Raw genomic sequence first — 22851 nt, forward strand, 5'->3', positions numbered from 1 at the left:
CTGCGGAGGTGCCATATGCTGAAAAAATGGCTCGCAGGGATCCTGCTTATCGTGCTTGCCGGTTATATGGGATGGAATTTGTATCAAACATACAGCAAAAAAGAAGTGGGGATTGAAGAGGGACAGCAAGCACCTGATTTTTCTTTGAAAACGCTATCAGGAGAGAGAAGTTCCTTACAGGACACAAAAGGCAAAAAAGTGCTGCTCAATTTCTGGGCAACTTGGTGTAAACCGTGCCGTCAAGAAATGCCAGCGATGGAACAGCTGCAAAAAGAGCACGCTGACGAACTTGCGGTTGTTGCGGTTAATTTCACTTCAGCTGAGAAAAGCGAAAAACAGGTTCAGGCGTTTGCTGATACCTATGACTTAACGTTTCCCATCCTGATTGATAAAAAAGGGATTAATGCTGACTATAATGTGATGTCATACCCAACGACGTATATCTTAGATGAAAAAGGCGTCATACAAGACATACACATTGGCACCATGACAAAAAAAGAAATGGAACAAAAACTGGATCTTGATTAGATTCAGTTTTTTTATGTTCAGATATGCTTACAAGTTTTCAGAATTGGAAAAAATAAAAGAATATGCGGAGGTGAGAAGAGTGAAGAAGATGAGAAAGCGTTCTTTTCATGAGCTCGTCATGGAAAACAAAAAAGAGCTGATGACCAATACAGAGTATTTAAATCAGCTTGAGGAAAAGCTTGAACAGCGATTTAAGCAAAAATAACCTTTAATTTGTATTCATGTTTACCCCTCCTTTTGAGAATCCTATCTGTTGAGGAGGGATAAACATGGGAAACAACAAGAAAAACGGTCAGCCTCAATATGCTCCAAGCCACTTGGGTACAAAGCCTGTAAAATATAAAGCCAATAAAGGGGAAAAAATGCATGATACTTCCGGGCAGCAGCCTATCATCATGCAGACAAAAGGCGAGTAACGCCGAACCGAGTTTATTTCTAGGAGGTACATCCGAATGACGAATAACCAAAATCAATATCAGCAGCAGCCAAAACCTGATGATCGTTCTGATAATGTAGAAAAATTGCAGGATATGGTTCAAAACACAATTGAAAACATAGAAGAAGCAGAAGAATCAATGGAGTTTGCTTCGGGAGAAGATAAGCAGCGGATCAAAGAAAAAAATGCAAGACGCGAACAGAGCATCGAAGCTTTTCGCAATGAAATTCAAGACGAGTCCGCAGCGAGAGAAAACGGATACCGCTCTTAAAAACCAGGGAAACCTGGTTTTTTTCTTTCTGATTTGATTATGGTAAAATGGGGCTAAATTGACGTTAAGGGAGCAGAGTAATCTTGCATGTATCAAAAAAAGAAATAGAAGTGCGTTATGCAGAAACTGATCAAATGGGGATTGTTTATCACGCAAATTATCTTGTGTGGATGGAGCTCGGCAGAACGGCCCTCATTAAGGACTTAGGCTTTTTATACAGTGATATGGAAAAGAAAGGCGTTCTTTCTCCAGTCGTTGATATCAATATTTCCTATAAAAAGCCGCTTCATTACGGAGAAACCGCGGTTGTGCACACATGGATAGAGGAATACAACGGCTTTAAAACCATTTATGGTTATCACATTTATAATCCGGCCGGTGAGCTTTCTATCGAAGCCACCTCATCTCATATTTGTGTGGATAAAGAAAGCTTTAAGCCTATTCAGTTCCGCAAAGCTTTCCCAGATTGGCACGCAGCATATGAAAAGGCCAAAAAATAGGGAAGTGAACGAGATATGGCGTTTGGTGTAAAACGTGAGGAACTCAACCGGTGGAAACACGCCGTGAAAAGAGGAGAAATCGCATTTTTAACACATTATTGGCTGGATGACCGGTTTCCAGAAGCAAAGACCGTGACTAAAGCCGGCTGTGCAGATATTGATAAGCTGATTCAATGGGGAGCGGCGTACGGTTTAAAAAAAGAATGGATACATAGAAAAAGTGAATTTCCTCACTTTGATCTGCTGGGTGAGACACAAAAATATATTTTGGAACAAGAAAACCTGACCGATCATCTTACACGATTTCATTTGTAAAAAAAAGAACGCACATTATGTGCGTTCTTTTTTATTGGTATTCAAAAACCGGTTCACCAGCGTCCTCTGAATAGCTGACTAGAAGGTCGTGGTTATCGAAGTACCATAGATCACTTTCTTCAATAAAGAACGTAATGCCGCCGGCTTCTGCAGTGGCTCCAGCCTCTTGTGGGGCATCTTTTGCCACTCCGAGGGAAAATCCCTTTTGAACGTTGCTGCAGCCGCCGTAGCGGACGAAAAAGCGAACTTGGTCTCCGCTTTCTAAATCGAGCTCTTCCTTATACCAGTTCAGTGCGTCTTCGTTAATTGTCATATTCATAACAGAACACCCCTTTGTTCTTCATTTGAATTTTCTCTATTATAAACGTATTAGGCTATTCTGTGTCAAAAGAGAAGGTTTATAACCATTTTACTTTAGGTTCTGTTTTATTGATAATTCGTTTAATGTTCGCCCGGTGTCTGTATATCACAAAAATAGTGAGCAGGGTAACGACAATCAATAAATACTTATCATGGACAAAGAGACTATATATAACAGTATAGATCCCTGTTAACATCGATGACAGAGAAACAAATTTAGTCAAGTATAAAAAGATAAAGAATACCGCAACCATCGTGATAAATAACAGAGGTGCGTAAAATAGCAAAACGCCTCCGGACGTTGCCACGGCTTTGCCGCCTTTAAATTTAGCGAAGATGGGAAACACATGGCCTAAAACTGCAAAGACTCCTGCTAGAAGCGGGTGAATATCAACATGCATGAGAAATGGCAATGCAGTTGCCAGCGTCCCTTTCAAAATATCTCCGGCTATCACGATCGAACCCGCTTTTACGCCCAGCGTACGGAATGCATTGGTAGCGCCTAAGTTGCCGCTTCCGTGCTCCCGAATATCAATTCCCTTGGCAAGCTTGCCCACAATTAAGCCAGATGGAATGCTGCCTATCAAGTAGGCCAAAATAATCAATAAAGCAATTAACATCTACATTTCTCCTTTTTCAAAGTCCCTTCTTTCTATTTTAACATGAGATATCATAATCTGATGATAAGTTTTTTAAAGTTTGCTTGCAAATTCAATCAAACATGCATCATATTTTGATTTCTTACATTTTGATCATGTAAAATAGATGAAAAAGGAGTGGTACATGATGCAAAACCCTTCCAAAGCGGAAATTAAAGAGATTCTTGAAAGAAGCAAGCGAATTGCGGTAGTGGGGCTTTCAGACCGGCCGGATAGAACGTCGCATATGGTTTCAAAAGCGATGCAGGATGCGGGCTATGAAATCATTCCCGTCAACCCTACAATTGATGAGGCACTTGGTGTCAAAGCCGTTTCATCTTTAAAAGAGATTGACGGTCCAATTGACATCGTCAATGTATTCCGGCGCTCAGAACAGCTGCCAGGCGTGGCGGAAGAGTTTTTGGAGACAGATGCCCCAGTATTTTGGGCACAGCAAGGGCTGGTAAACGAAGAAGCTTACCAGATGCTAAAGGAAAAAAACAGAACGGTTATCATGGATCTGTGCATAAAAGTGGCGCACGCTGTAACAAAATAGGTGCAGAACTGCAAAAATCCTTGTGAATTCAAGGATTTTTGCTTTTTAATTTTAAGATATTGTTTGCGTATTACGGTGAAACAGATACAATAAAGCTTGAACAGCTTTTTTTGAATACCTTGTCTAGCTGGGTTTCGGCCGTTCGATTTGCGAAGGTCTGCTGCTTTATATATAATAAACAAACATACGTTCTCGTAGTGTAAAAACAGCACTAGCCGATGTTTTGCGAACTGATTCGTTAGCTCTATGTTGCGATTGCGAACATATTGGTTATAATGGGGAGTCCAAGGCAGTACCGGCTCGAGGCAAGGTTTTAACAAATACTTTATACAATTGATGCGTAACACTGAAAAAGAGAAAGACAATGTTAGTTTTTGAAAGGGGTTTGTACGTTTGGCTAGAAAACAGCAATTTGATTACAACGAAGATGCCATACAGGTGCTCGAAGGCCTTGAGGCCGTCAGGAAAAGGCCGGGTATGTATATTGGTTCTACTGACGCGCGTGGCTTGCACCACTTGGTTTATGAAATTGTAGATAACTCTGTCGACGAGGTGCTTGCCGGCCATGGAGATCACATAATCGTCAAAATACATAAAGACAACAGTATTTCTGTCCAGGATAGAGGCCGCGGCATGCCGACCGGAATGCATAAGCTCGGCAAACCAACCCCTGAAGTGATTTTAACGGTGCTTCATGCCGGAGGAAAGTTCGGCCAAGGCGGCTATAAGACAAGCGGAGGGCTGCACGGAGTTGGTGCATCAGTCGTGAATGCTTTATCTGAATGGCTGACGGTTACGATTGAGCGGGACGGTTTCGTCTATCAGCAGCGATTTGAAAATGGAGGAAAACCGGTTACATCTCTTGAAAAGATCGGCAAAACAAAAAAGACAGGAACGCTTACGCACTTTAAGCCAGATCCAACGATGTTCAGCGCAACAACTTATAATTTTGAAACGCTTTCTGAGCGCTTAAGAGAATCTGCGTTTTTGTTAAAAGGATTAAAAATTGAGCTGATTGACGAGCGCAATGACCAACATGAGGTCTTTTATTATGAGAACGGCATAGAAGCGTTTGTCGCTTACTTAAATGAGGAAAAAGACGTCTTGTCTGAAGTGGTCTCGTTTGAGGGAGAGCATCATTCAATAGAAGTAGACTTTGCGTTCCAGTTTAACGACGGCTATTCTGAAAACATTTTATCGTTTGTTAACAACGTCAGAACAAAAGACGGCGGGACTCATGAATCAGGTGCAAAAACAGCGATGACACGTGCTTTTAATGAATATGCGAGAAAAGTGGCTTTGCTGAAAGAAAAGGATAAGAACCTTGAAGGCACTGATATAAGGGAAGGGCTTTCAGCCATTATTTCTGTCCGCATTCCTGAGGAGCTTCTTCAATTTGAGGGACAAACAAAAGGAAAGCTCGGTACTAGTGAAGCGAGATCAGCGGTTGATGCGATTGTTTCAGAGCAGCTTGCTTACTTTTTAGAGGAAAATCGGGACACCGCAACGCTTCTTGTCAAAAAAGCAATCAAGGCGAGCCAGGCGCGCGAAGCGGCACGCAAAGCCCGTGAAGAGGCAAGAAGCGGCAAAAAACGAAAAAAATCAGAAGCGACATTAAGCGGAAAGCTGACGCCTGCGGGTTCGAGAAACCCAGCAAAGAATGAATTGTATCTCGTTGAGGGTGATTCAGCAGGCGGGTCAGCTAAGCAGGGAAGAGACCGCAGATTCCAAGCGGTTCTGCCTTTACGCGGTAAAGTCATTAATACGGAAAAAGCTAAGCTTGCTGATATCTTTAAAAATGAAGAGATCAATACGATCATTCATGCGATCGGCGGGGGTGTCGGAGCGGATTTCTCAATCGATGACATCAACTATGACAAAATCATCATTATGACAGATGCCGATACCGACGGCGCTCATATTCAAGTGCTGCTTCTCACCTTTTTCTATCGCTATATGAAGCCGCTCATTGAGCATGGCAAGGTGTTCATTGCACTGCCTCCTTTATATAAGGTCAGCAAAGGAAGCGGGAAAAAGGAAATCATTGAATACGCATGGTCTGATGAAGAGATGGATGATGTCCTGAAAAAAGTCGGAAAAGGATATACCATTCAGCGATACAAGGGTCTTGGAGAGATGAACGCAGACCAGCTGTGGGAAACGACAATGAATCCGGAGTCCCGCACGCTTGTAAGAGTCAAAATCGACGATGCGGCACGTGTAGAGAGACGTGTGACGACGTTAATGGGAGACAAAGTAGAGCCGCGCAGAAAGTGGATTGAGAAAAACGTCGCTTTCGGCTTAGATGAAGAAAGCAATATTTTAGAAAATGAAAACTTATCGGTCGCTGAGGAGGTTTAATGATTGTCACAGCCAGAATTATTTCATGATTTACCATTAGAAGAGGTCATCGGCGACCGTTTTGGACGCTACAGTAAATATATTATTCAAGACAGGGCGCTTCCTGATGCAAGAGACGGCTTAAAGCCGGTACAGCGCAGAATTCTGTATGCGATGCATACAGATGGAAACACGTTTGATAAAAACTTCAGAAAAGCAGCCAAAACGGTCGGTAACGTTATCGGTAACTATCATCCGCACGGTGACAGTTCGGTTTATGAAGCAATGGTGCGGATGAGCCAGGATTGGAAAGTGCGAAATGTGTTAATCGAAATGCACGGGAACAACGGAAGCATCGACGGAGATCCCCCGGCAGCCATGCGTTATACAGAGGCACGACTATCTCCGATTGCATCTGAGCTTCTTCGGGATATTGACAAAAATACGGTTGAATTTGTGCCGAACTTCGATGATACAAGCAAGGAGCCTGTTGTACTCCCGGCGATGTTTCCTAACCTATTGGTCAACGGATCTACCGGGATTTCTGCAGGATACGCGACCGACATTCCCCCTCATCATCTGGGAGAAGTCATTGATGCTGTCATTAAGCGTATTCAAATGCCATCTTGCTCTGTTGATGAACTCATGGAAGTCATTAAAGGGCCTGATTTTCCGACAGGCGGTATTATTCAAGGCGTTGACGGGATAAGAAAAGCATACGAAACCGGAAAAGGAAAAATCATTATCCGCGGAAAAGCTGAAATTGAATCCATCAGAGGCGGACGAGAACAAATTGTCATTACGGAAATTCCATTTGAAGTAAACAAAGCAAATCTTGTGAAAAAAATGGACGAGTACCGCCTTGATAAAAAGGTTGAGGGCATCTCAGAGGTTCGCGATGAAACGGATCGGACAGGGCTGAGAGTGGTCATTGAACTGAAGAAAGAAGCGGATGCCAAAGGCATTTTGAATTTCTTATATAAAAATACCGATTTGCAGATCACATATAACTTTAATATGGTGGCCATTCATAACCGCCGTCCGATGCTGATGAGCCTGCCGTCTATTTTGGATGCATATATCGGCCACCAGAAGGAAGTCGTCACAAACCGGTCTGTCTACGAGCTTCAAAAAGCAAAAGACAGACATCACATCGTAGAAGGTCTCATGAAAGCTTTGTCCATTTTGGATGAAGTCATTGCAACGATCCGTTCTTCAAGCGATAAACGTGACGCTAAAAACAACTTGATAGCGAAATATAATTTTACAGAGCCTCAGGCTGAAGCCATCGTGTCATTGCAGCTATATCGTTTAACTAATACAGATATCACAGCGCTGAAGGAAGAGGCAGAAGAGCTCGGCAAAAAAATCGAAGAGCTCGAATCCATTCTGAGCAATGATAAAAAGCTGTTAAAAGTGATCACAAACAGCTTGAAAGCACTGAAAAAGAAATATGCAGACACGAGACGCTCTGTGATTGAAGAAAAAATTGAGGAAATTAAAATTAACCTTGAAGTCATGGTAGCGTCTGAGGACGTATATGTGACCGTTACGAAGGATGGTTACCTAAAACGGACGAGTCAGCGCTCATTTGCCGCTTCCAACGGTCAAGATTTCGGAATGAAAGATACGGACAGGATGCTGCATCAGTTTGAAATGAATACGACGGATGTGCTGCTGCTCTTTACGAACAAAGGAAGCTACATCTATTGTCCGGTTCACCAGCTGCCTGATATCAGATGGAAGGACATGGGCCAGCATTTTTCAAATATGATCACCATTGACCGTGATGAAACGATTGTAAAGGCCATACCGATAAAAGAATTTGACCCGTCGGCGTATCTATTGTTCTTCACGAAACACGGCATGGTGAAAAAGACAGAACTCACCCATTATAAAGCACAGCGTTATTCTAAAGCGCTTGTGGCCTTAAATCTCAAGGGTGAAGACGAACTGATTGATGTACATGTGACAAATGGGGAAAGCCAGATCTTTATGGCCACTCACCTAGGGTACGGCCTATGGTTTGGAGAAGACGAAGTAAATGTAGTCGGCGCACGTGCGGCAGGTGTCAAAGGGATTAACCTAAAAGAAGATGACTTTGTTGTCTCCGGAGAGATCCTTCAAGAATCCGATTCAATTGTATTGTTCACTCAGCGGGGAGCGGTGAAACGCATGAGCCTTTCTGAGTTTGAAAAAACATCCCGCGCAAAACGCGGTGTCGTAATGCTAAGGGAACTGAAGAAGAACCCTCACCGAGTCGCAGCATTGTTTGCTTGCAGTCTTCATCAGCGATTTATGGCGGAAACAGAAAAAGGTGACAGAAAAGAACTCCTGGCAAAAGACTTCCGGACTAACGACAGATACAGCAATGGCTCTTTCTTTATTGATGAAGAGGAGTCAGGCAAGGTCACGGCTGTCTGGCGCCTTCATACAGAACAATAATAAAAAACCCGCTCACATTATGCGAGCGGGTTTCGTTTGTTTTTTTATCAGCTTTCATGGCTGGAGAAAAGATCTGTCATGGCATGAATGACTTCGATTCCTTGCCATACAAATAAATTCAGCGCTGTGAAAGAAAATAAGCCTAAAATCACCATTCTTAAGATAAACAACATGTTTAACAGCCTCCTCATATTTTCGTTATATAATCGGGTGATGTTGAACATGAAGTTTGCCGAAATAAGACGATTGATAAAATTTGGCCAGTATAAAGCTTTTTTTCCGCTGGCGCCTGCGGGAGTAACCCGTATTTTTGCTTTCAGCGGTTATAAGCAGAACAGCCATTGCCCATAAAGCAGTCAGCGCAAATGCTCCTGTGATGGATTTCTTTTCATCATCTGCATTTTGCCCTACTTTCATCTCATGCATTTCCTGCTGGTCGGCTACAGCTTTATAATGATGGCCAATATCAAAGGCATGGGGAATTGAGAACAAATGAAAACTGGCAATCGCCAAGAACAAGATGGACGCTTTCAGTATCGTTACCTTTTTCAAATGATCTTCCCCTCCTTTAATATTACTGAATATTTTTATAATAATACCCCAATCCATTCCAAAAGTAAACCTGATTTATTAAATTTAAAAATAAATTTCACTTTGTTAAGTATATATCTTTTTGCTTATTTTTGAAAGAGAAATTTCTTTTATTAGTGTATGTATACCCGGTCTAAGATGTGAATAAAAACGCATTTTAGATGATATGTTTGTTGTTTAGGATTTATGACTTTATGTATCAAAGGAAACAGAAAGTGCCAGGAGAGAAATTCTAATATTTTAAAAGAGAACTCTTTTTAAAATACAAGCTTATAAGAAATATTTCTATTCATAGGAAAATAATAGAGAGAGACCGAAGGCGTGAACTTCAATCTAGAACAATAATCTTCACGAAAAAACTTCCTAATTCGACATATTGTGATATAATAAGACTCGTTATGTTAAATAATCTAACATCAAATTTGAATTCACCATGAATTGATGAAAACGGGAGGTAAATATGGGGTCATTTTTCAACAGTTTAATTAATATTCCAAGTGATTTCATCTGGAATTACCTATTTTATATTTTAATAGGGCTTGGATTGTTTTTTACCATACGTTTTGGTTTTATCCAATTCCGTTACTTTATTGAAATGTTCAGAATAGTAGGGGAGAAACCAGAAGGAAATAAAGGTGTCTCATCTATGCAGGCATTCTTTATTTCGGCCGCATCCCGAGTCGGCACAGGGAATTTGACTGGTGTAGCCTTAGCAATTGCGACAGGCGGACCGGGCGCTGTATTTTGGATGTGGGTTGTAGCTGCTGTAGGGATGGCTTCAAGTTTTGTTGAGAGTACGTTAGCGCAGCTTTATAAAGTGAAGGACGGAGATAACTTCCGCGGTGGACCAGCCTACTATATCCAAAAGGGTCTTGGGGTCAGATGGCTTGGCGTTGTTTTTGCTGTCTTAATTACGGTCTCATTCGGTTTAATCTTTAACGCTGTTCAAACGAATACAATTGCAGGGGCGTTGGATGGCGCATTCCATGTAAACAAAATAGTTGTAGCCATCGTTCTGGCAGCTTTAACTGCGTTTATCATTTTTGGCGGTTTGAAACGTGTTGTAGCTGTATCACAGCTAATTGTGCCGGTTATGGCAGGCATTTATATCCTCATTGCTTTGTTTGTCGTTATTACCAATATAACGGCATTCCCTGGCATTATCGCAACAATTGTTAAAAATGCTTTCGGTATTGAGCAAATCGTCGGCGGCGGATTAGGAGGCATCATCGTTATCGGTGCTCAGCGCGGACTTTTCTCGAACGAAGCAGGAATGGGAAGCGCTCCGAACGCGGCTGCGACGGCTCATGTATCGCATCCGGCAAAGCAAGGCTTTATTCAAACATTAGGCGTATTTTTCGATACATTTATCGTATGTACGTCCACAGCGTTCATTATTTTGCTGTATAGTGTAACACCAAAAGGTGATGGTATCCAAGTAACGCAGGCTGCCCTTAATCATCATATTGGAGGCTGGGCGCCTAGCTTCATCGCAGTCGCAATGTTCTTGTTTGCATTCAGTTCAGTTGTCGGGAACTATTATTATGGCGAGACAAACATTGAATTTATTAAAACAAGCAAAACATGGCTGAATATTTACCGTATCGCTGTTATTGCGATGGTTGTCTATGGATCTTTATCAGGCTTCCAAATCGTTTGGGATATGGCGGACCTCTTTATGGGTATCATGGCGCTGATTAATTTAATTGTTATTGCGCTGCTGTCAAACGTTGCTTATAAAGTGTATAAAGATTACGCGAAACAGCGTAAGCAAGGATTAGATCCTGTATTCAAAGCGAAAAACATCCCGGGTCTGAAAAACGCTGAAACTTGGGAAGATGAGAAACAAGAAGCATAAGAACACGGCTGCATTCAATATATTGAATGCAGCTTTTTATTTGTCCAAAAGAAGCGGAATGTTTTGATTTCATAAAAAAATAACGTGTAAAGTCCTGGTTAAACACTTTTATCTTTGGTTCCGCATGTGTCAGCTGTATCTGAGATAAGACAAAAAGAGCAAATAGACAGGCTTTTAAGCCGTCTAAAAACAAGAAATTAGGTTGATAGACAATCGTGAGAAAGATTTTTACAATGAGTCCGTGCTAAAAAGCGAAAGGGAGGGAGAGCGGTGAGTTACTAGGCATATTTTATATAATTTAAAGGAGGAGAAAATATTATATATGAAACGTTCAGTCTCTATCTTAATCGTATGTTTATACATTGCATTATTAGCAATCGGCGGTTTGGCGGCTCCAGAAGCATCTGCAGCAGAGGCAAAAACGCCAGTATCCATAAATGGCCAGCTTAGCATAAAAGGTACACAGCTATTCAATCAAGACGGCAAAGCGGTACAGCTGAAGGGGATCAGTTCACACGGATTGCAATGGTATGGCGATTTCGTCAATAAAGACAGCTTAAAATGGCTGAGAGACGATTGGGGCATTACGGTTTTCCGTGCGGCAATGTATACGGCAGACGGCGGTTATATTGATAATCCGTCTGTGAAAAACAAAGTGAAAGAAGCGGTTGAAGCGGCAAAAGAGCTTGGGGTATATGTCATCATTGACTGGCATATCTTAAATGACGGCAATCCAAATCAAAATAAAGAGAAGGCAAAAGAATTTTTCGAGGAAATGTCGAGCCTTTATGGAAACACGCCAAACGTCATTTATGAAATTGCGAACGAACCAAACGGCGATGTGAACTGGAAGCGTGATATTAAACCGTATGCGGAAGAAGTGATTTCCGTTATCCGTAAACATGATCCCGACAACCTCATCATCGTCGGAACCGGTACATGGAGCCAGGATGTGAATGATGCTGCCGATGATCAGCTAAAGGATGCAAATGTCATGTACGCGCTTCATTTTTATGCCGGCACACATGGCCAGTTTTTACGGGATAAAGCAAACTATGCCCTCAGCAAAGGAGCGCCTATTTTTGTGACGGAATGGGGGACAAGTGATGCTTCCGGAAATGGCGGAGTATTTCTTGACCAGTCGCGGGAATGGCTGAATTATCTCAATAGCAAGAATATCAGCTGGGTGAACTGGAATCTTTCTGATAAGCAGGAATCGTCTTCAGCTTTAAAGCCGGGAGCATCTAAAACAGGCGGCTGGCCGTTGACCGATTTATCCGCTTCAGGAACATTCGTAAGAGAAAACATTCTCGGCACCAAAGATTCGACAAAGGACAGTCCTGAAACGCCAACACAAGATAAACCGACACAGAAAAACAGTATCTCTGTGCAATACAGAGCAGGTGATGGAAGTGTGAACGGCAACCAAATCCGCCCGCAGATTCACATTACAAATAATGGCAACGCCACGGTTGATTTAAAAGATGTCACTGTCCGTTACTGGTATAACGCGAATAACAAAGGCCAGAACTATGACTGTGACTACGCGCAGATCGGATGCAGCAATGTGACACACAAGTTTGTGATGTTACATAAACCTAAGCAAGGCGCAGATGCCTATCTGGAACTAGGTTTTAAAAACGGAACGCTGTCACCGGGAGCAAGCACCGGGGACGTTCAGCTTCGTCTTCATAATGATGACTGGAGCAATTATGCACAAAGCGGGGATTATTCCTTTTTCCAATCCAATACGTTTAAAACAACGAAAAAAATCACATTATATAAGCACGGAAAACTGATTTGGGGAACAGAACCCAAATAGTTATGCGTTTGACGGACATCAGCAATAATGATGTCCGTTTTCATCATCTTATACAGCAAATAAGGAGGTTTACATTGTGGATGAAACATTGAAACAGTATATGGTGCTGTTCAAAGAAATGAATGATGTGATCAATGGTCCGGACTATCCAGGTAAGGAAAAAGACATCCAAAATCAAAAAGAACAGATCGATGTTTACGAAAAACAGCTGCAGCAAGGTTTTTCTACAGATTATGACTACGATGTGTTTGCGGACTCGGTTATCAAATGTGCATATGGCGATATGACGCTGGAAGATTTAGAAGCGGTTTATTATGGATTGACTACGCCATTTTTTTGATTAGAGATTCAACTGTGAAATTTCATTTTCTGTCTCACTAACTTAAGTATACTTTGATATTGAGACAGGAATTCATTTATTTTGTTTACTTCCTAGAATATATATTATGTAAACTAAAAAAGCTAGAGATATAAGCTTTGCTGTTGTACATCCTTCTTCTCCCCCTAATTTATATCTCCTTGACAAGCTGATGCCTTCCGCATTTAAAATGGCAATAAGCATGCAGCTTCAAAACGATGAAAGCCCTATCAGAAAATCGCAAATTCAGACTTTCTATAGAAAAATGAGTTACGTGCCTTAGGTACCCTTAACGATTTGCGACAAATGTTGTCACGCTTTGAGCTGGAAGATGGGCCCAAAAATGATTGCCCGTTACGTTGAGATTCGTTCCAGGTTGTAGATTGCTGCTGCTGCTCGTGATCCATCTAGACACCTGAGAAGCAGATCCATTCTGCAAAACAAAGTTTTGGTTTACTCCTGTGCTGCTTTTGTTAATGGCAACAATAACGACCTTGTTGTCACCTTTATAGGCTGACACGTAAACGTTCGCATTAGGATTTTTCGTTGCATCAATCCTTACATAGCCGGGACGCACAAACTTCGAGAAATGAGCCATATTGTAACCACGTTTGCTGATCGTACCATCTTCTTTCATAGGACCATATGATCTTCGGATATACCACCAGACATAAGCTTGAAAATCTCCCTCTACCATTGAATTGTGAATATGATGTGAAACATCCAACGCCTCGGGCCATCGATCCGCCGAGTTGTTATCACTGTTCGGATAGTATACTTCCGTCATCCAAAGGTCCTTCCCCGCTCCTTTTTGTTTGAAAAGAGGATAAGGGAAATGACTGATCTGAGTGCCGTACAGGTGGGTTCCGAGAATATCCATATTGGCAAGAGCCTGCGGATCGTTCAAAATCGGGTCCGACAAATCCTTCAAGTATTGAAATGACTCAGGCGCAATGACGCGGGCATTGATCGAGCCGGCGTTTTCTCTCATAAAGCGAAGTATTTCTTGCGGCGTCCACCACGTCCACTCGTGAGCGTAATCAGGCTCATTTTGGACCGAAATCGTGTAAAGATTCACACCATTATTCTTCATGAAGGTAACAAAATCGTTAAGATGCTGCGCATATGCGGCGTATTTATCGTATTTCAGCCGTTTAGCCGATGTATCACCATTACGGTTAAAGGTCTCAACCATATCACTTGGAGGATTCCAGGGAGAAGCAAAAACGATTGCTCCATGTTTGATCGCACTCTTTGCAGTCTCCACTTCTCTGTACCAATTATTTCTATTTTCATCTACATGAATTCTTAAGATTGAAAAGCCTAACTGATTCTGTCCATTGCCAAAAGCAGTTTCTCTTTGAGCTGCTGTCAAATCCCCAATCCAAGCCGGGTGGTTCATTCCTCCAAATCCGCGAATCACTTGTTTTTCTGCAGATACATTAACTGTTACATCACTTGCTGCCAAAACTTCAGTAGCGCATGGACCGGTTAACATTACTGACAGCATAGTGAAACATACCAATAATACACAAATTGGTTTTTTTACGCATGATATCATTTTTTCCTCTCCTTCATATGTCTTTTACGGTATTGGAAAAATACGTTATGGCGAATATCCTATTCAAAATATGTTTTGCAATTGTAGTACTGGTGGCAGCATACGCAGACTTCCCAGATAAGCAACTCAATAATAAAGCAAGAACCCATAAACATACGCTACACTTTTTACGCATAACTTAACATCCTCCTTTTTCCTTAAAATGGAGGAGTTTCTTTTTAACATTTGATGACTGGTCAAGAAGAACACATAAAATGATTATTTCTAGAGTAAACCGTAGCAAACACATGAGTATTACTCTCACTTTTTTAATAAAAAAATGCCGCTGACTGCCAGCAGCGGCATTTTGCACTAGATCACTTACATTTTGTTAAATTTTGTGTCTCCTGCAAACGATCCCATTGACAGTTGTTCATCAAGAACAAGTCCTTGATGATGCCGTTCTTCAATTCTTTTGATAATAGATTGAATTGTATCCACATTTTCTTCGATATTATGAGGTTCAAAGATCGTCACATGGTCTCCTTTTAATTTGTACTCAAGGTAATGCTGTGCAGTTGATTGCGTCCATCCTCTATCAGTCAAATCGCCACACACCAAATGATGTATGTTGGCGTTGACGGCGCCGGAATTGATCAGTTCATTGTGATACGCAAGGTAGCTTCTGATTTTATCCTTAATCGAAGGAATGGTTAATAATTCTCTATAATAATTCGGAATGATATCCAGATTCAGATGGATGATCTCTTCAGTTTCCTCTTCCGATAAATAAGTCACAGAAACGGCTATTTTAGAATCCAGCATCATAATGTCTGATACGACGCGTCCACGCTTCTCCAAGGCTTTAGCAACCTCAAAAGCCAAATTAGAGCCCGAAGAATAACCAAGCAAAACATAAGGCCCTTTTTCTTGAATGCCTATTATGCTTTCTGCATACTGGTCAACGATCTCTTTCTCATAAGACGGCTCTTCCAAGAAATCAGCGGCATAGACGGTGCAGCTGCCATCAAGTCTTTTTGCCATTTCATTATAAACCAGCCCATACCCGATTAAAGGCGGGAAACAGAACACAGGGATTGAACCGTTCTGATTCATCTTGACGAATACGTTATCCGTCTTGGACCCGAACACCGCTGCTTGAATGGCGCGTGCCATTGCTTCAATGGTCGGAAAATCGTATACGGCTTGATAATGCATTTTGATTCCCATACTGGCGTTAATTTGATGAATAACTTGCAAAACTTTGAGCGAATGGCCGCCAACGTCAAAGAAATTATCTTTAACCCCCGGGTCACTGAGAGCTAAAATGTTCTTCCATATCTCGGCCAGCTGCTTTTCAATTAACGTTTCGGGTGCTGCGTATTCGGTTCCGGTGAGCCTATTTCCCTTAGGAGCCGGCAAAGCTTTCCTGTCGATTTTTCCATTAGCGGTTATCGGTATCTTCTCTACTTGTACAAAATAAGCTGGAATCATATACGCGGGCAGTTTGTTCAGCAAATGCCGCTTCAGCTGCGACGTATTGAATGATTCGTCTCCTGTCAAGTAGGCGCACAGCTGCTTGGAGCCCTCTTCTTCAATCGCGATGACGACCGCTTCTTTGACAGATTCCAGTTGCAATAAAGCTGTCTCGATCTCGCCGAGTTCAATCCGGTAACCCCGGATTTTCACCTGATGATCAATTCTTCCCAAATACTCGATATTGCCGTCAGGCAGCCATCGGGCGACATCTCCCGTTTTGTACATTTTTTCGCCTGGGGCAAATGGGTGTTCAACAAATTTCTCTGCCGTTAATTCCGGGCGGTTCAAATATCCTCTAGCCAGCCCCTCTCCTGCAACATAGAGCTCTCCCGGTATGCCCATTACCTGAATGCGTTGATATTCGTCCAAAATATACGCTTGCAGGGTAGGAATAGGTTGTCCGATGTTGCTTCTGCCCTCGCCGATTTCTCGTTCCGTGATTTCTTTATATGTGACATGAACGGTGGTTTCCGTGATGCCGTACATATTGATTAATTGCGTTAAAGGATATTTAATCTTCCAGTCTTTCAAGAAGGATGGATTTAACGCCTCTCCGCCAAATATGATTTTTCGGATGTTTAAATTGGATTCGGAATATGCTCTCTCCTCCTGCATCAGTTGGTAGAAATAACTTGGCGTTTGATTTAAAATTGTCACTGCTTCCGACTTTAACAATTGCAAATACCTTTCGGGGTTTTTTGCTGTTTGTTTCGGAACAATCACTAATTTGCCCCCATGCAGCAGCGCTCCGTACATTTCCCACACTGAAAAATCAAAGCAGAAGGAATGGAACAAAGTCCATGTGTCCGATGCGTTAAAATCAAAAAGGTTTTTGTTATTAAATAATAGACGGACCACATTTTTATGTTCAATGAGCGTTCCTTTCGGATTCCCCGTTGTTCCTGATGTATAGATGACGTAGGCCAATTGATTTGGCGCTGTCCTTAGATTGAGATTGGATGCTTCGACGTCGTATGATGACGGATCGTCAAGGAAGACAGCATGACTTTGATAAGCGGTACATTTTAGAAGATGATTTTGCAATAATAATATAGAGACGTTAGAATCTTCAAGCATATAATGGATGCGTTCTTCCGGATATTCCGGATCGACCGGTACATAAACTCCTCCCGCTTTCAAAATAGCGAGGATGCCTAACACCATCTCCGGTGAACGTTCCGCCATAATGCCAACAAGCTGCTCAGCCTGAAGTCCTTTGGCGACCAAGGTTCGGGCCAACTGATTAGCGCGTTCATTTAATGCCCGATACGTCAGCTTCTGATCTTCAAAAACAATCGCCACTTGCTCCGGCGTTCGCTCCGCTTGTTCCTCAAACAATTGATGAATCGTCTTTTTCTTTGGATACTCGGCCGCCGTATCGTTAAACTTGTCTATCAGGAGCGATCGTTCATCCGCTGTTACTATATCCAGTTCTTGGACGCGAGTTTCCTGATCGTCCGCCATTTGCTTAATGATTTGCATGAAGTGCGCCTGCATCCGTTCGACACATGCTTGATCATAAACATCACGATTGTATACAAAACGAATTTCAATTTCTCCGGCCGGCATAACTATAAAAGTAAAATCGTAATGGGTATGTTCTTCCATATGAAAATCGATAATGTCTAATGCTTTGTCATCCTGCTTCATATGTTCTATTTGTTTCTCGACCGGGTAATTCTCAAAAACCATAATATGATTGATCAACTGCTGCTTTTGCTCAGTTTGAGCCTGAATTTCATACAACGGAAATGTATCGTATGCTTGAGAAGCCAGTGCCCGCTCCTGGTTCATTTTCAATACTTGTGCAGCTGTCATTTCAGGTTGCGTATGAATACGTACGGGAATGGTATTGATAAATAAACCGACCATAGTTTCAATTCCCGGGATTTCTGCCGGCCGGCCGGATACGACAGTGCCGAAAACGACATCCTGACTCCCGTTATATCTTTGCAGCAATAAGCCCCATGCGGTTTGTATCCATGTATTGAGCGTGACTTGATGGTGGCTTGCGGCCCGTTTGATCTCGTCTGTGAGCTGCTTTCCTAAACGAAACGCATGCTCTCCTTTTTCGTATCCTTTCGGCTGGTTGGAGGATTGTTCTTGTAACAAAACAGTTTGCCCTTCATAGCCTTCCAAATAATTACGCCAATAGACTTCTGCCTGCTTGTGATCTTTTTTATCCAGCCATTCGATATATCGGCTGTATGGAGTGACGGCTCCCCGCTTCGGCTGCCTCCGCTCAAGAATCGAATAGTAGGTTTCAAACACTTCTTTCGTAACAAGAGGCAAACACCAGCCATCCATTAAAATATGATGAAAGCTCCATATCAACCGCGCTTGGTCTACATCTGTCCTCAGGATCGATACGCGCATTAAAGCATCTCGGGTGAGATTGAATCCTCGCGCCTTATCTCTTCTCGCAAAATCGGCAATAAACTCGCTGCGTTGATGACTGTTCATGCTCCGAATATCTTCAACGACCGTTTCAATCGGCTTTTGCCGGAATACAATCTGCAAAGGCTGATCTTTCCATTCTGTATAAAAAAGAGTTCGAAGAATGTCATATCTTTCGGCCAGCTGCGCCAAGCTCATCCTAAATGCCTCGATATCCAAGAAACCTTTCAGATCAAAAGCGGCTTGTTCAAAGTAAGCTTCGGAAGCCGAATCGATCAAGCTATGGAACAACATTCCTTTCTGCATAGGGGTTAATGGGTATATATTTTCAATATCACCAAGGTGATGTGTTTGTTGCACAAATTGATCTAGTTCACCGATCTTTATATCTTTTAATGAAATATCGCTTGGCGTCAGGTGAATTTGATCTTGAGCATCACAATGTTCGATGACTTGCTGCAAACTGCTTTTTAAGAGATCGGCACAGGCTTCCATTGTTTCTCTTTGATATTGTTTACTGCAATAACTGATTGCCAACGACAATTGACCGTTTGAAATCATGCCATTGATATCAAGTGCATAGGTTATGGGGCGCTTGTCACTGACTGTTTTCCCGCTTGAGTAAGGAGATACCTCCATCCTGCCGTTTCGGAAATCTTGATCAAATTGACCCAAATAATTGAAACTGATTTCCGGCTGTCCGGTAAATTCGGAAGCCTTCGGGTGATCGGACAAATACTTAATCAGGCCGTAACCTATTCCTTTTTGGGGGATCTTACGCAAATTTTCTTTCACTGTTTTAATCCGCTGCGAGATATCCTGGTCTGCCTTAATTTGGAGCGAAACCGGGTATAGGCTTGTGAACCATCCCACCGTACGTGAAATATCAAGGTCTTGAAAAATAGATTCTCTGCCGTGTCCTTCCAGATGAATGAGAATGTCTTCATAACCGGTCCAACGATGAATAGCCGTTCCAAGTCCGGTCAGCAATAAATCGTTAATGTCAGTCGTATAGGCCCGGTTAGATTTTTTTAATAAAGATTCGGTTTCTTCCGCCGTCCATTGGACGATGATCGTTTCCCGGTCTTCGATCAGACCGGTCTCCTGTTCTTTGTCCTTTGGCAATGTATGTTGCGGGTTATGTTTCTGCCCGAACCAGTATTGATTTTCTGCTTCGAATTCCTGACTTTCTGCATAACGTTTCAATTGTTCAGCCCATAAAAGGTATGAGTCTGTCTTCTTCGGAAGCCGGATCGCTTCGCCGTTTTGAAGCTGCTCATAAGCTGCTGCAATATCCTCAAGTAAAATCCTCCACGATACGCCATCGACGACCAAATGATGAATCGCAATCAGCAAATGATCTCCATCCTGACATTGAAACAATCCCAGTTTCATGAGCGGACCTTCGGCTAAATGGATGGATTGCTGAATGTCATTGGAGATCGTTTCAATCGTTTGGGCAGGGTTGTTTTCTTCAAGTAAGGAGAACACTTCAAGGCTGAATAAATCTCCTTCATCGATCCCCCGGTTTCGGGCTTGGTATCCATGTTCTGTCGGAACATAAACCATACGTAAAGCATCGTGATGCTCAGCAATCTTCTTCATGACTTTGCGAAGCTTCGATTCATCCAATTTCTCTTTCCAACAAAGCATGATGGATTGGTTATAATGATGCAAATCCTGATATTGCTGGGCGAAAAACCAATGCTGAATCGGTGTCAGAAGCGACCGGCCTTTAATTTCTCCTTGTTCAGCGATTCGGATGACCGGCTCTGCAAAAGGAACAACCCCAGCGATCGTCGGATGCTTGAACAAGTGTTTGATGTCAAGCTTATACCCTGATTGATATAAGCTTGATGTCACTTGAATCGACTTAATTGAATCTCCCCCCAGCTCAAAGAAATGATCGTCGATTCCGACGCGTTCTGCGCCTAATACCGACTCCCACACTCCGGCTAGGATTTTTTCCAGTTCTGTCCGAGGAGCTGTATAGGTATTGCCCGTGAGATTTCCTGTTGGAACAGGCAGTGCCTGACGATCTATTTTTCCGTTGGAAGTAAGCGGCATCGCTTTCAGCTGTACGAAATAAGCAGGTATCATATAGTCCGGAAGCTGCCGAGACAGATGTTCCCGGATCTCACCTGCGGTTAATGAATGCTGTGCCGTATAATAGGCGCACAAAGATGTTTCCCCGTTGGTTTCTTGTGCAATAACGAGGGCTTCTTGAATCGGCGGTATATGAAAAAATGCGGCTTCGACTTCACCGATTTCAATGCGGTAACCGCGGATTTTCACCTGATGGTCGATCCTTCCGAGGTATTCGATATTACCGTCCGGCAGCCGCCTGGCCAAGTCTCCCGTTCGGTACATTTTCCCCTCCGGTACAAAGGGATGCCGCAGAAACCTTTCCGCCGTTAATTCCGGCCGGTTCAAATAACCTCTGGCAATGCCGTCCCCGCTGATATAAATTTCTCCCGGGACGCCGATTGGCACCGGCTTCATGCTCTTATCCAGTACATAAATGTTCATATTGTCCGCAGCGGTTCCGATCGGCACTGATTCCCGTCTGTCGTTTTGCGGATCAAAGGAATGAATCATACAGCCGACGACTGTCTCTGTAGGGCCGTATTCGTTAAAGATTTCGATTCTGCCGCCGAATTGTCCGCTGATATTTTGGACGAGACGCGTGCTTAAATTGTCGCCGCCAACAATTAATTTCCGAATGGTGCACTCAGGAGAGATGTTCATTTCTTTTAATAACTGCAAATGAGCCGGGGTTAATTTGATAATATCCACCCTCGGATCCTGCACAATGGAATAAAGCAAGGCCGCCCTGTTTTCTCCTCCGTAGACAATAATGGCATTGCCGGTAATAAGCGGAGTAAAAACAGACGTTACCGTCAGATCAAAAGCGATGGACGAGTATAGCGGAAAGTTGGTTTTTTCTCCTTTGACATATACCCTGCGGGCCCACCAAATATAATTGGTTAAGCCTTGATGCTCAATTGCCACACCTTTAGGCTTGCCTGTGGAACCCGACGTATAGATGACATAGGCCAAATCCTTCATACTGCTGATCGGTTCAAGGTCAGAGCCGTCTTCGTGGTAAGAACTTTCCTCATCGATGAAAACCATTGTGCCCGTAAGTTCCAATTGCTTTCGGAGATGGCTCTGCGTCAAGACGATATCAGCTTGGGAGTCATCTACTATATACTGTATGCGATGCTTCGGATAATCCGGATCAATTGGCACATAGGCACCGCCCGCTTTTAATACGGCCAGTATTCCAACTACCACCTCAATGTTATGATCGCTGATGATGGCTGCGAGCCGATCCGTCCGCATGCCCTTGGCTCTCAACGTTCGGGCTAATTGATTGGCACGTTCATTAAGCTGACGATACGTGAATTGTTTTTCTCCGCAAATAATGGCTGCTTGATCGGGTGTTCGTTTCATCTGTTCTTCGAATAACTGATAGATCGTCTTATCTCGCGGATATTCAGTTTTCGTATGATGATAGTCAACTAGAAATGTATTTGTCTCCGCTTCAGACAAAATATTTACTTCACCGAGAGTGAGGTCCGGCTGAAATAACATGATAGAAAATAGACGGTTTAAATGCCCGATTACCTGCATCATATACTGACGGTCATAGGCTTGTTCATTAAAAAATAACTTTACATCAATCGAGTCTTCCTCCATAGCAAACTGAAATAAGGCATCTGAAGCAGCCGTTTCTATGAAACGCTCAGAATGAATTTGCTCTAATGAAACAACCGTATGGATGATCGGCAAATGATTTGTATTGTAGTTCAGTCGCAGCTGTCCGGCCATTTTATCAAAGGGAACGTCCTGATATAGGATCGCTTCGTCCAGCGTATGTTTCAGTTCATGGAATATAGATTTAAACGTACTGTCGGCATTTATATTTTGTTTGATTAACATGAGTTGATCTAAACGAAGATCTTCATCAGTTTCGTCTTCAAAGGTTGGAACCCCTGTAATTACACCCTCTTCCCCCGTGTATTTGTACAATAAGGACTCAATTCCGATCAGGAGTACCAGATAGACGGCCATTGGCGTTTGATTCGTCATGGTCAGGATGCGCCGTGATACATCTGAACTCAATGAACTGTGAATACAGTCAGATGCACTCGATACATCACGCTTTAATGTTGAGTCGGACACTTGAAACGAAGGGAATGCACTGGGGCGGTCTTCCGCGTGAAACATACGGCCCCAGAACAACTCCTGTTGTTTGAATTCTGACATTCATATCCCTCCAGTTGGTTTCATTCCTGTTTTGAAGGCGGCTTGCGGCAGCCGCGGCATTCGTGCCGGGACAGCCGCGCCGGCC

At 42.7% G+C, this 22851-nt stretch carries 18 protein-coding genes and 1 pseudogene; 12 read left to right on the plus strand and 7 right to left on the minus strand.

Going from position 1 to position 22851, the window contains the following annotated elements; translation table 11 throughout:
* The first annotated feature begins 15 nt into the window (after positions 1-15).
* The 6 genes from M1M80_RS09880 to M1M80_RS09905 all read left to right on the plus strand — a co-directional run bounded on the left by M1M80_RS09880 (position 16) and on the right by M1M80_RS09905 (position 2050).
* Positions 16-528, plus strand: coding sequence for a redoxin domain-containing protein (locus M1M80_RS09880; protein ID WP_060398712.1), 513 nt, complete (start codon positions 16-18; stop codon positions 526-528).
* Between the two features lie 79 nt (positions 529-607).
* The gene (locus M1M80_RS09885) at positions 608-733 is read left to right on the plus strand and encodes an FbpB family small basic protein (RefSeq protein ID WP_003244964.1); all 126 of its coding nucleotides are present in this window, start codon (positions 608-610) and stop codon (positions 731-733) included.
* A gap of 64 nt (positions 734-797) precedes the next feature.
* Positions 798-944: an acid-soluble spore protein SspN gene (sspN, locus tag M1M80_RS09890; protein WP_003221249.1), complete on the plus strand. Its 147-nt coding sequence runs from the start codon at positions 798-800 to the stop codon at positions 942-944.
* A gap of 36 nt (positions 945-980) precedes the next feature.
* Complete coding sequence (gene tlp / locus M1M80_RS09895) at positions 981-1235, plus strand: small acid-soluble spore protein Tlp (RefSeq protein ID WP_003238183.1); 255 nt, start codon at positions 981-983, stop codon at positions 1233-1235.
* 83 nt (positions 1236-1318) lie between these two features.
* Entirely contained in the window at positions 1319-1735 is a 417-nt protein-coding gene (locus M1M80_RS09900) for a YbgC/FadM family acyl-CoA thioesterase (RefSeq protein WP_060398713.1), read from the plus strand.
* A gap of 15 nt (positions 1736-1750) precedes the next feature.
* The gene (locus M1M80_RS09905) at positions 1751-2050 is read left to right on the plus strand and encodes a hypothetical protein (protein ID WP_060398714.1); all 300 of its coding nucleotides are present in this window, start codon (positions 1751-1753) and stop codon (positions 2048-2050) included.
* Positions 2051-2081: 31 nt separating this feature from the next.
* Here M1M80_RS09905 and M1M80_RS09910 read toward each other — a convergent pair whose 3' ends face one another.
* Together M1M80_RS09910 and plsY are read right to left on the minus strand one after the other, a co-directional pair.
* Positions 2082-2369, minus strand: coding sequence for a HesB/YadR/YfhF family protein (locus M1M80_RS09910; protein WP_003238180.1), 288 nt, complete (start codon positions 2367-2369; stop codon positions 2082-2084).
* 79 nt (positions 2370-2448) lie between these two features.
* Entirely contained in the window at positions 2449-3030 is a 582-nt protein-coding gene (gene plsY, locus M1M80_RS09915; protein WP_003238179.1) for a glycerol-3-phosphate 1-O-acyltransferase PlsY, read from the minus strand.
* A gap of 166 nt (positions 3031-3196) precedes the next feature.
* Here plsY and M1M80_RS09920 point away from each other — a divergent pair, with 166 nt between their 5' ends.
* The 3 genes from M1M80_RS09920 to parC all read left to right on the plus strand — a co-directional run bounded on the left by M1M80_RS09920 (position 3197) and on the right by parC (position 8389).
* Positions 3197-3604 carry a CoA-binding protein gene (locus M1M80_RS09920; RefSeq protein ID WP_060398715.1) on the plus strand — a complete coding sequence of 136 codons (408 nt, stop codon included), beginning with the start codon at positions 3197-3199 and terminating at the stop codon, positions 3602-3604.
* 393 nt (positions 3605-3997) lie between these two features.
* On the plus strand, positions 3998-5965 hold the full coding sequence (gene parE, locus M1M80_RS09925; RefSeq protein WP_019258532.1) for a DNA topoisomerase IV subunit B: 1968 nt from the start codon (positions 3998-4000) through the stop codon (positions 5963-5965).
* A gap of 3 nt (positions 5966-5968) precedes the next feature.
* The gene (gene parC, locus M1M80_RS09930) at positions 5969-8389 is read left to right on the plus strand and encodes a DNA topoisomerase IV subunit A (RefSeq protein WP_060398716.1); all 2421 of its coding nucleotides are present in this window, start codon (positions 5969-5971) and stop codon (positions 8387-8389) included.
* A gap of 47 nt (positions 8390-8436) precedes the next feature.
* On the opposite strand, the gene M1M80_RS21540 is transcribed toward parC, so the two are convergent.
* Both M1M80_RS21540 and M1M80_RS09935 read right to left on the minus strand, forming a co-directional pair.
* On the minus strand, positions 8437-8562 hold the full coding sequence (locus tag M1M80_RS21540) for a hypothetical protein (protein WP_003238174.1): 126 nt from the start codon (positions 8560-8562) through the stop codon (positions 8437-8439).
* Between the two features lie 25 nt (positions 8563-8587).
* Positions 8588-8941 carry a hypothetical protein gene (locus M1M80_RS09935; RefSeq protein ID WP_019258534.1) on the minus strand — a complete coding sequence of 118 codons (354 nt, stop codon included), beginning with the start codon at positions 8939-8941 and terminating at the stop codon, positions 8588-8590.
* A gap of 499 nt (positions 8942-9440) precedes the next feature.
* Here M1M80_RS09935 and M1M80_RS09940 point away from each other — a divergent pair, with 499 nt between their 5' ends.
* The 3 genes from M1M80_RS09940 to M1M80_RS09950 all read left to right on the plus strand — a co-directional run bounded on the left by M1M80_RS09940 (position 9441) and on the right by M1M80_RS09950 (position 13000).
* Complete coding sequence (locus tag M1M80_RS09940; protein ID WP_003238169.1) at positions 9441-10838, plus strand: alanine/glycine:cation symporter family protein; 1398 nt, start codon at positions 9441-9443, stop codon at positions 10836-10838.
* A 322-nt stretch (positions 10839-11160) separates the two neighbouring features.
* Entirely contained in the window at positions 11161-12660 is a 1500-nt protein-coding gene (locus M1M80_RS09945; protein WP_060398717.1) for a cellulase family glycosylhydrolase, read from the plus strand.
* A gap of 76 nt (positions 12661-12736) precedes the next feature.
* The gene (locus tag M1M80_RS09950) at positions 12737-13000 is read left to right on the plus strand and encodes a YnfE family protein (protein ID WP_060398718.1); all 264 of its coding nucleotides are present in this window, start codon (positions 12737-12739) and stop codon (positions 12998-13000) included.
* Between the two features lie 307 nt (positions 13001-13307).
* Here M1M80_RS09950 and xynC read toward each other — a convergent pair whose 3' ends face one another.
* The 3 genes and pseudogenes from xynC to M1M80_RS09965 form a co-directional block, all read right to left on the minus strand.
* Positions 13308-14579 (minus strand): glucuronoarabinoxylan endo-1,4-beta-xylanase XynC, encoded by a 1272-nt coding sequence (gene xynC / locus M1M80_RS09955; RefSeq protein WP_060398719.1) that lies wholly within the window; start codon positions 14577-14579, stop codon positions 13308-13310.
* 61 nt (positions 14580-14640) lie between these two features.
* Positions 14641-14754, minus strand: a pseudogene (locus M1M80_RS09960) (hypothetical protein); the annotation flags it as partial.
* 185 nt (positions 14755-14939) lie between these two features.
* Positions 14940-22766 (minus strand): non-ribosomal peptide synthetase, encoded by a 7827-nt coding sequence (locus tag M1M80_RS09965; RefSeq protein ID WP_060398720.1) that lies wholly within the window; start codon positions 22764-22766, stop codon positions 14940-14942.
* Positions 22767-22851: the final 85 nt, after the last annotated feature.

Source organism: Bacillus inaquosorum (genome assembly GCF_023238325.1).
In the GTDB taxonomy this organism is placed as follows: Bacteria; Bacillota; Bacilli; order Bacillales; family Bacillaceae; genus Bacillus; species Bacillus inaquosorum.

Bases quoted from the DNA above. Each gene is read 5' to 3' on its own strand.
- M1M80_RS09880 (WP_060398712.1), top strand. From the start codon at position 16: ATGCTGAAAAAATGGCTCGCAGGGATCCTGCTTATCGTGCTTGCCGGT.
- sspN (WP_003221249.1), top strand. From the start codon at position 798: ATGGGAAACAACAAGAAAAACGGTCAGCCTCAATATGCTCCAAGCCAC.
- tlp (WP_003238183.1), top strand. From the start codon at position 981: ATGACGAATAACCAAAATCAATATCAGCAGCAGCCAAAACCTGATGAT.
- M1M80_RS09905 (WP_060398714.1), top strand. From the start codon at position 1,751: ATGGCGTTTGGTGTAAAACGTGAGGAACTCAACCGGTGGAAACACGCC.
- M1M80_RS09910 (WP_003238180.1), bottom strand. From the start codon at position 2,369: ATGAATATGACAATTAACGAAGACGCACTGAACTGGTATAAGGAAGAG.
- plsY (WP_003238179.1), bottom strand. From the start codon at position 3,030: ATGTTAATTGCTTTATTGATTATTTTGGCCTACTTGATAGGCAGCATT.
- M1M80_RS09920 (WP_060398715.1), top strand. From the start codon at position 3,197: ATGCAAAACCCTTCCAAAGCGGAAATTAAAGAGATTCTTGAAAGAAGC.
- M1M80_RS21540 (WP_003238174.1), bottom strand. From the start codon at position 8,562: ATGTTGTTTATCTTAAGAATGGTGATTTTAGGCTTATTTTCTTTCACA.
- M1M80_RS09940 (WP_003238169.1), top strand. From the start codon at position 9,441: ATGGGGTCATTTTTCAACAGTTTAATTAATATTCCAAGTGATTTCATC.
- M1M80_RS09945 (WP_060398717.1), top strand. From the start codon at position 11,161: ATGAAACGTTCAGTCTCTATCTTAATCGTATGTTTATACATTGCATTA.
- xynC (WP_060398719.1), bottom strand. From the start codon at position 14,579: ATGATATCATGCGTAAAAAAACCAATTTGTGTATTATTGGTATGTTTC.
- M1M80_RS09965 (WP_060398720.1), bottom strand. From the start codon at position 22,766: ATGTCAGAATTCAAACAACAGGAGTTGTTCTGGGGCCGTATGTTTCAC.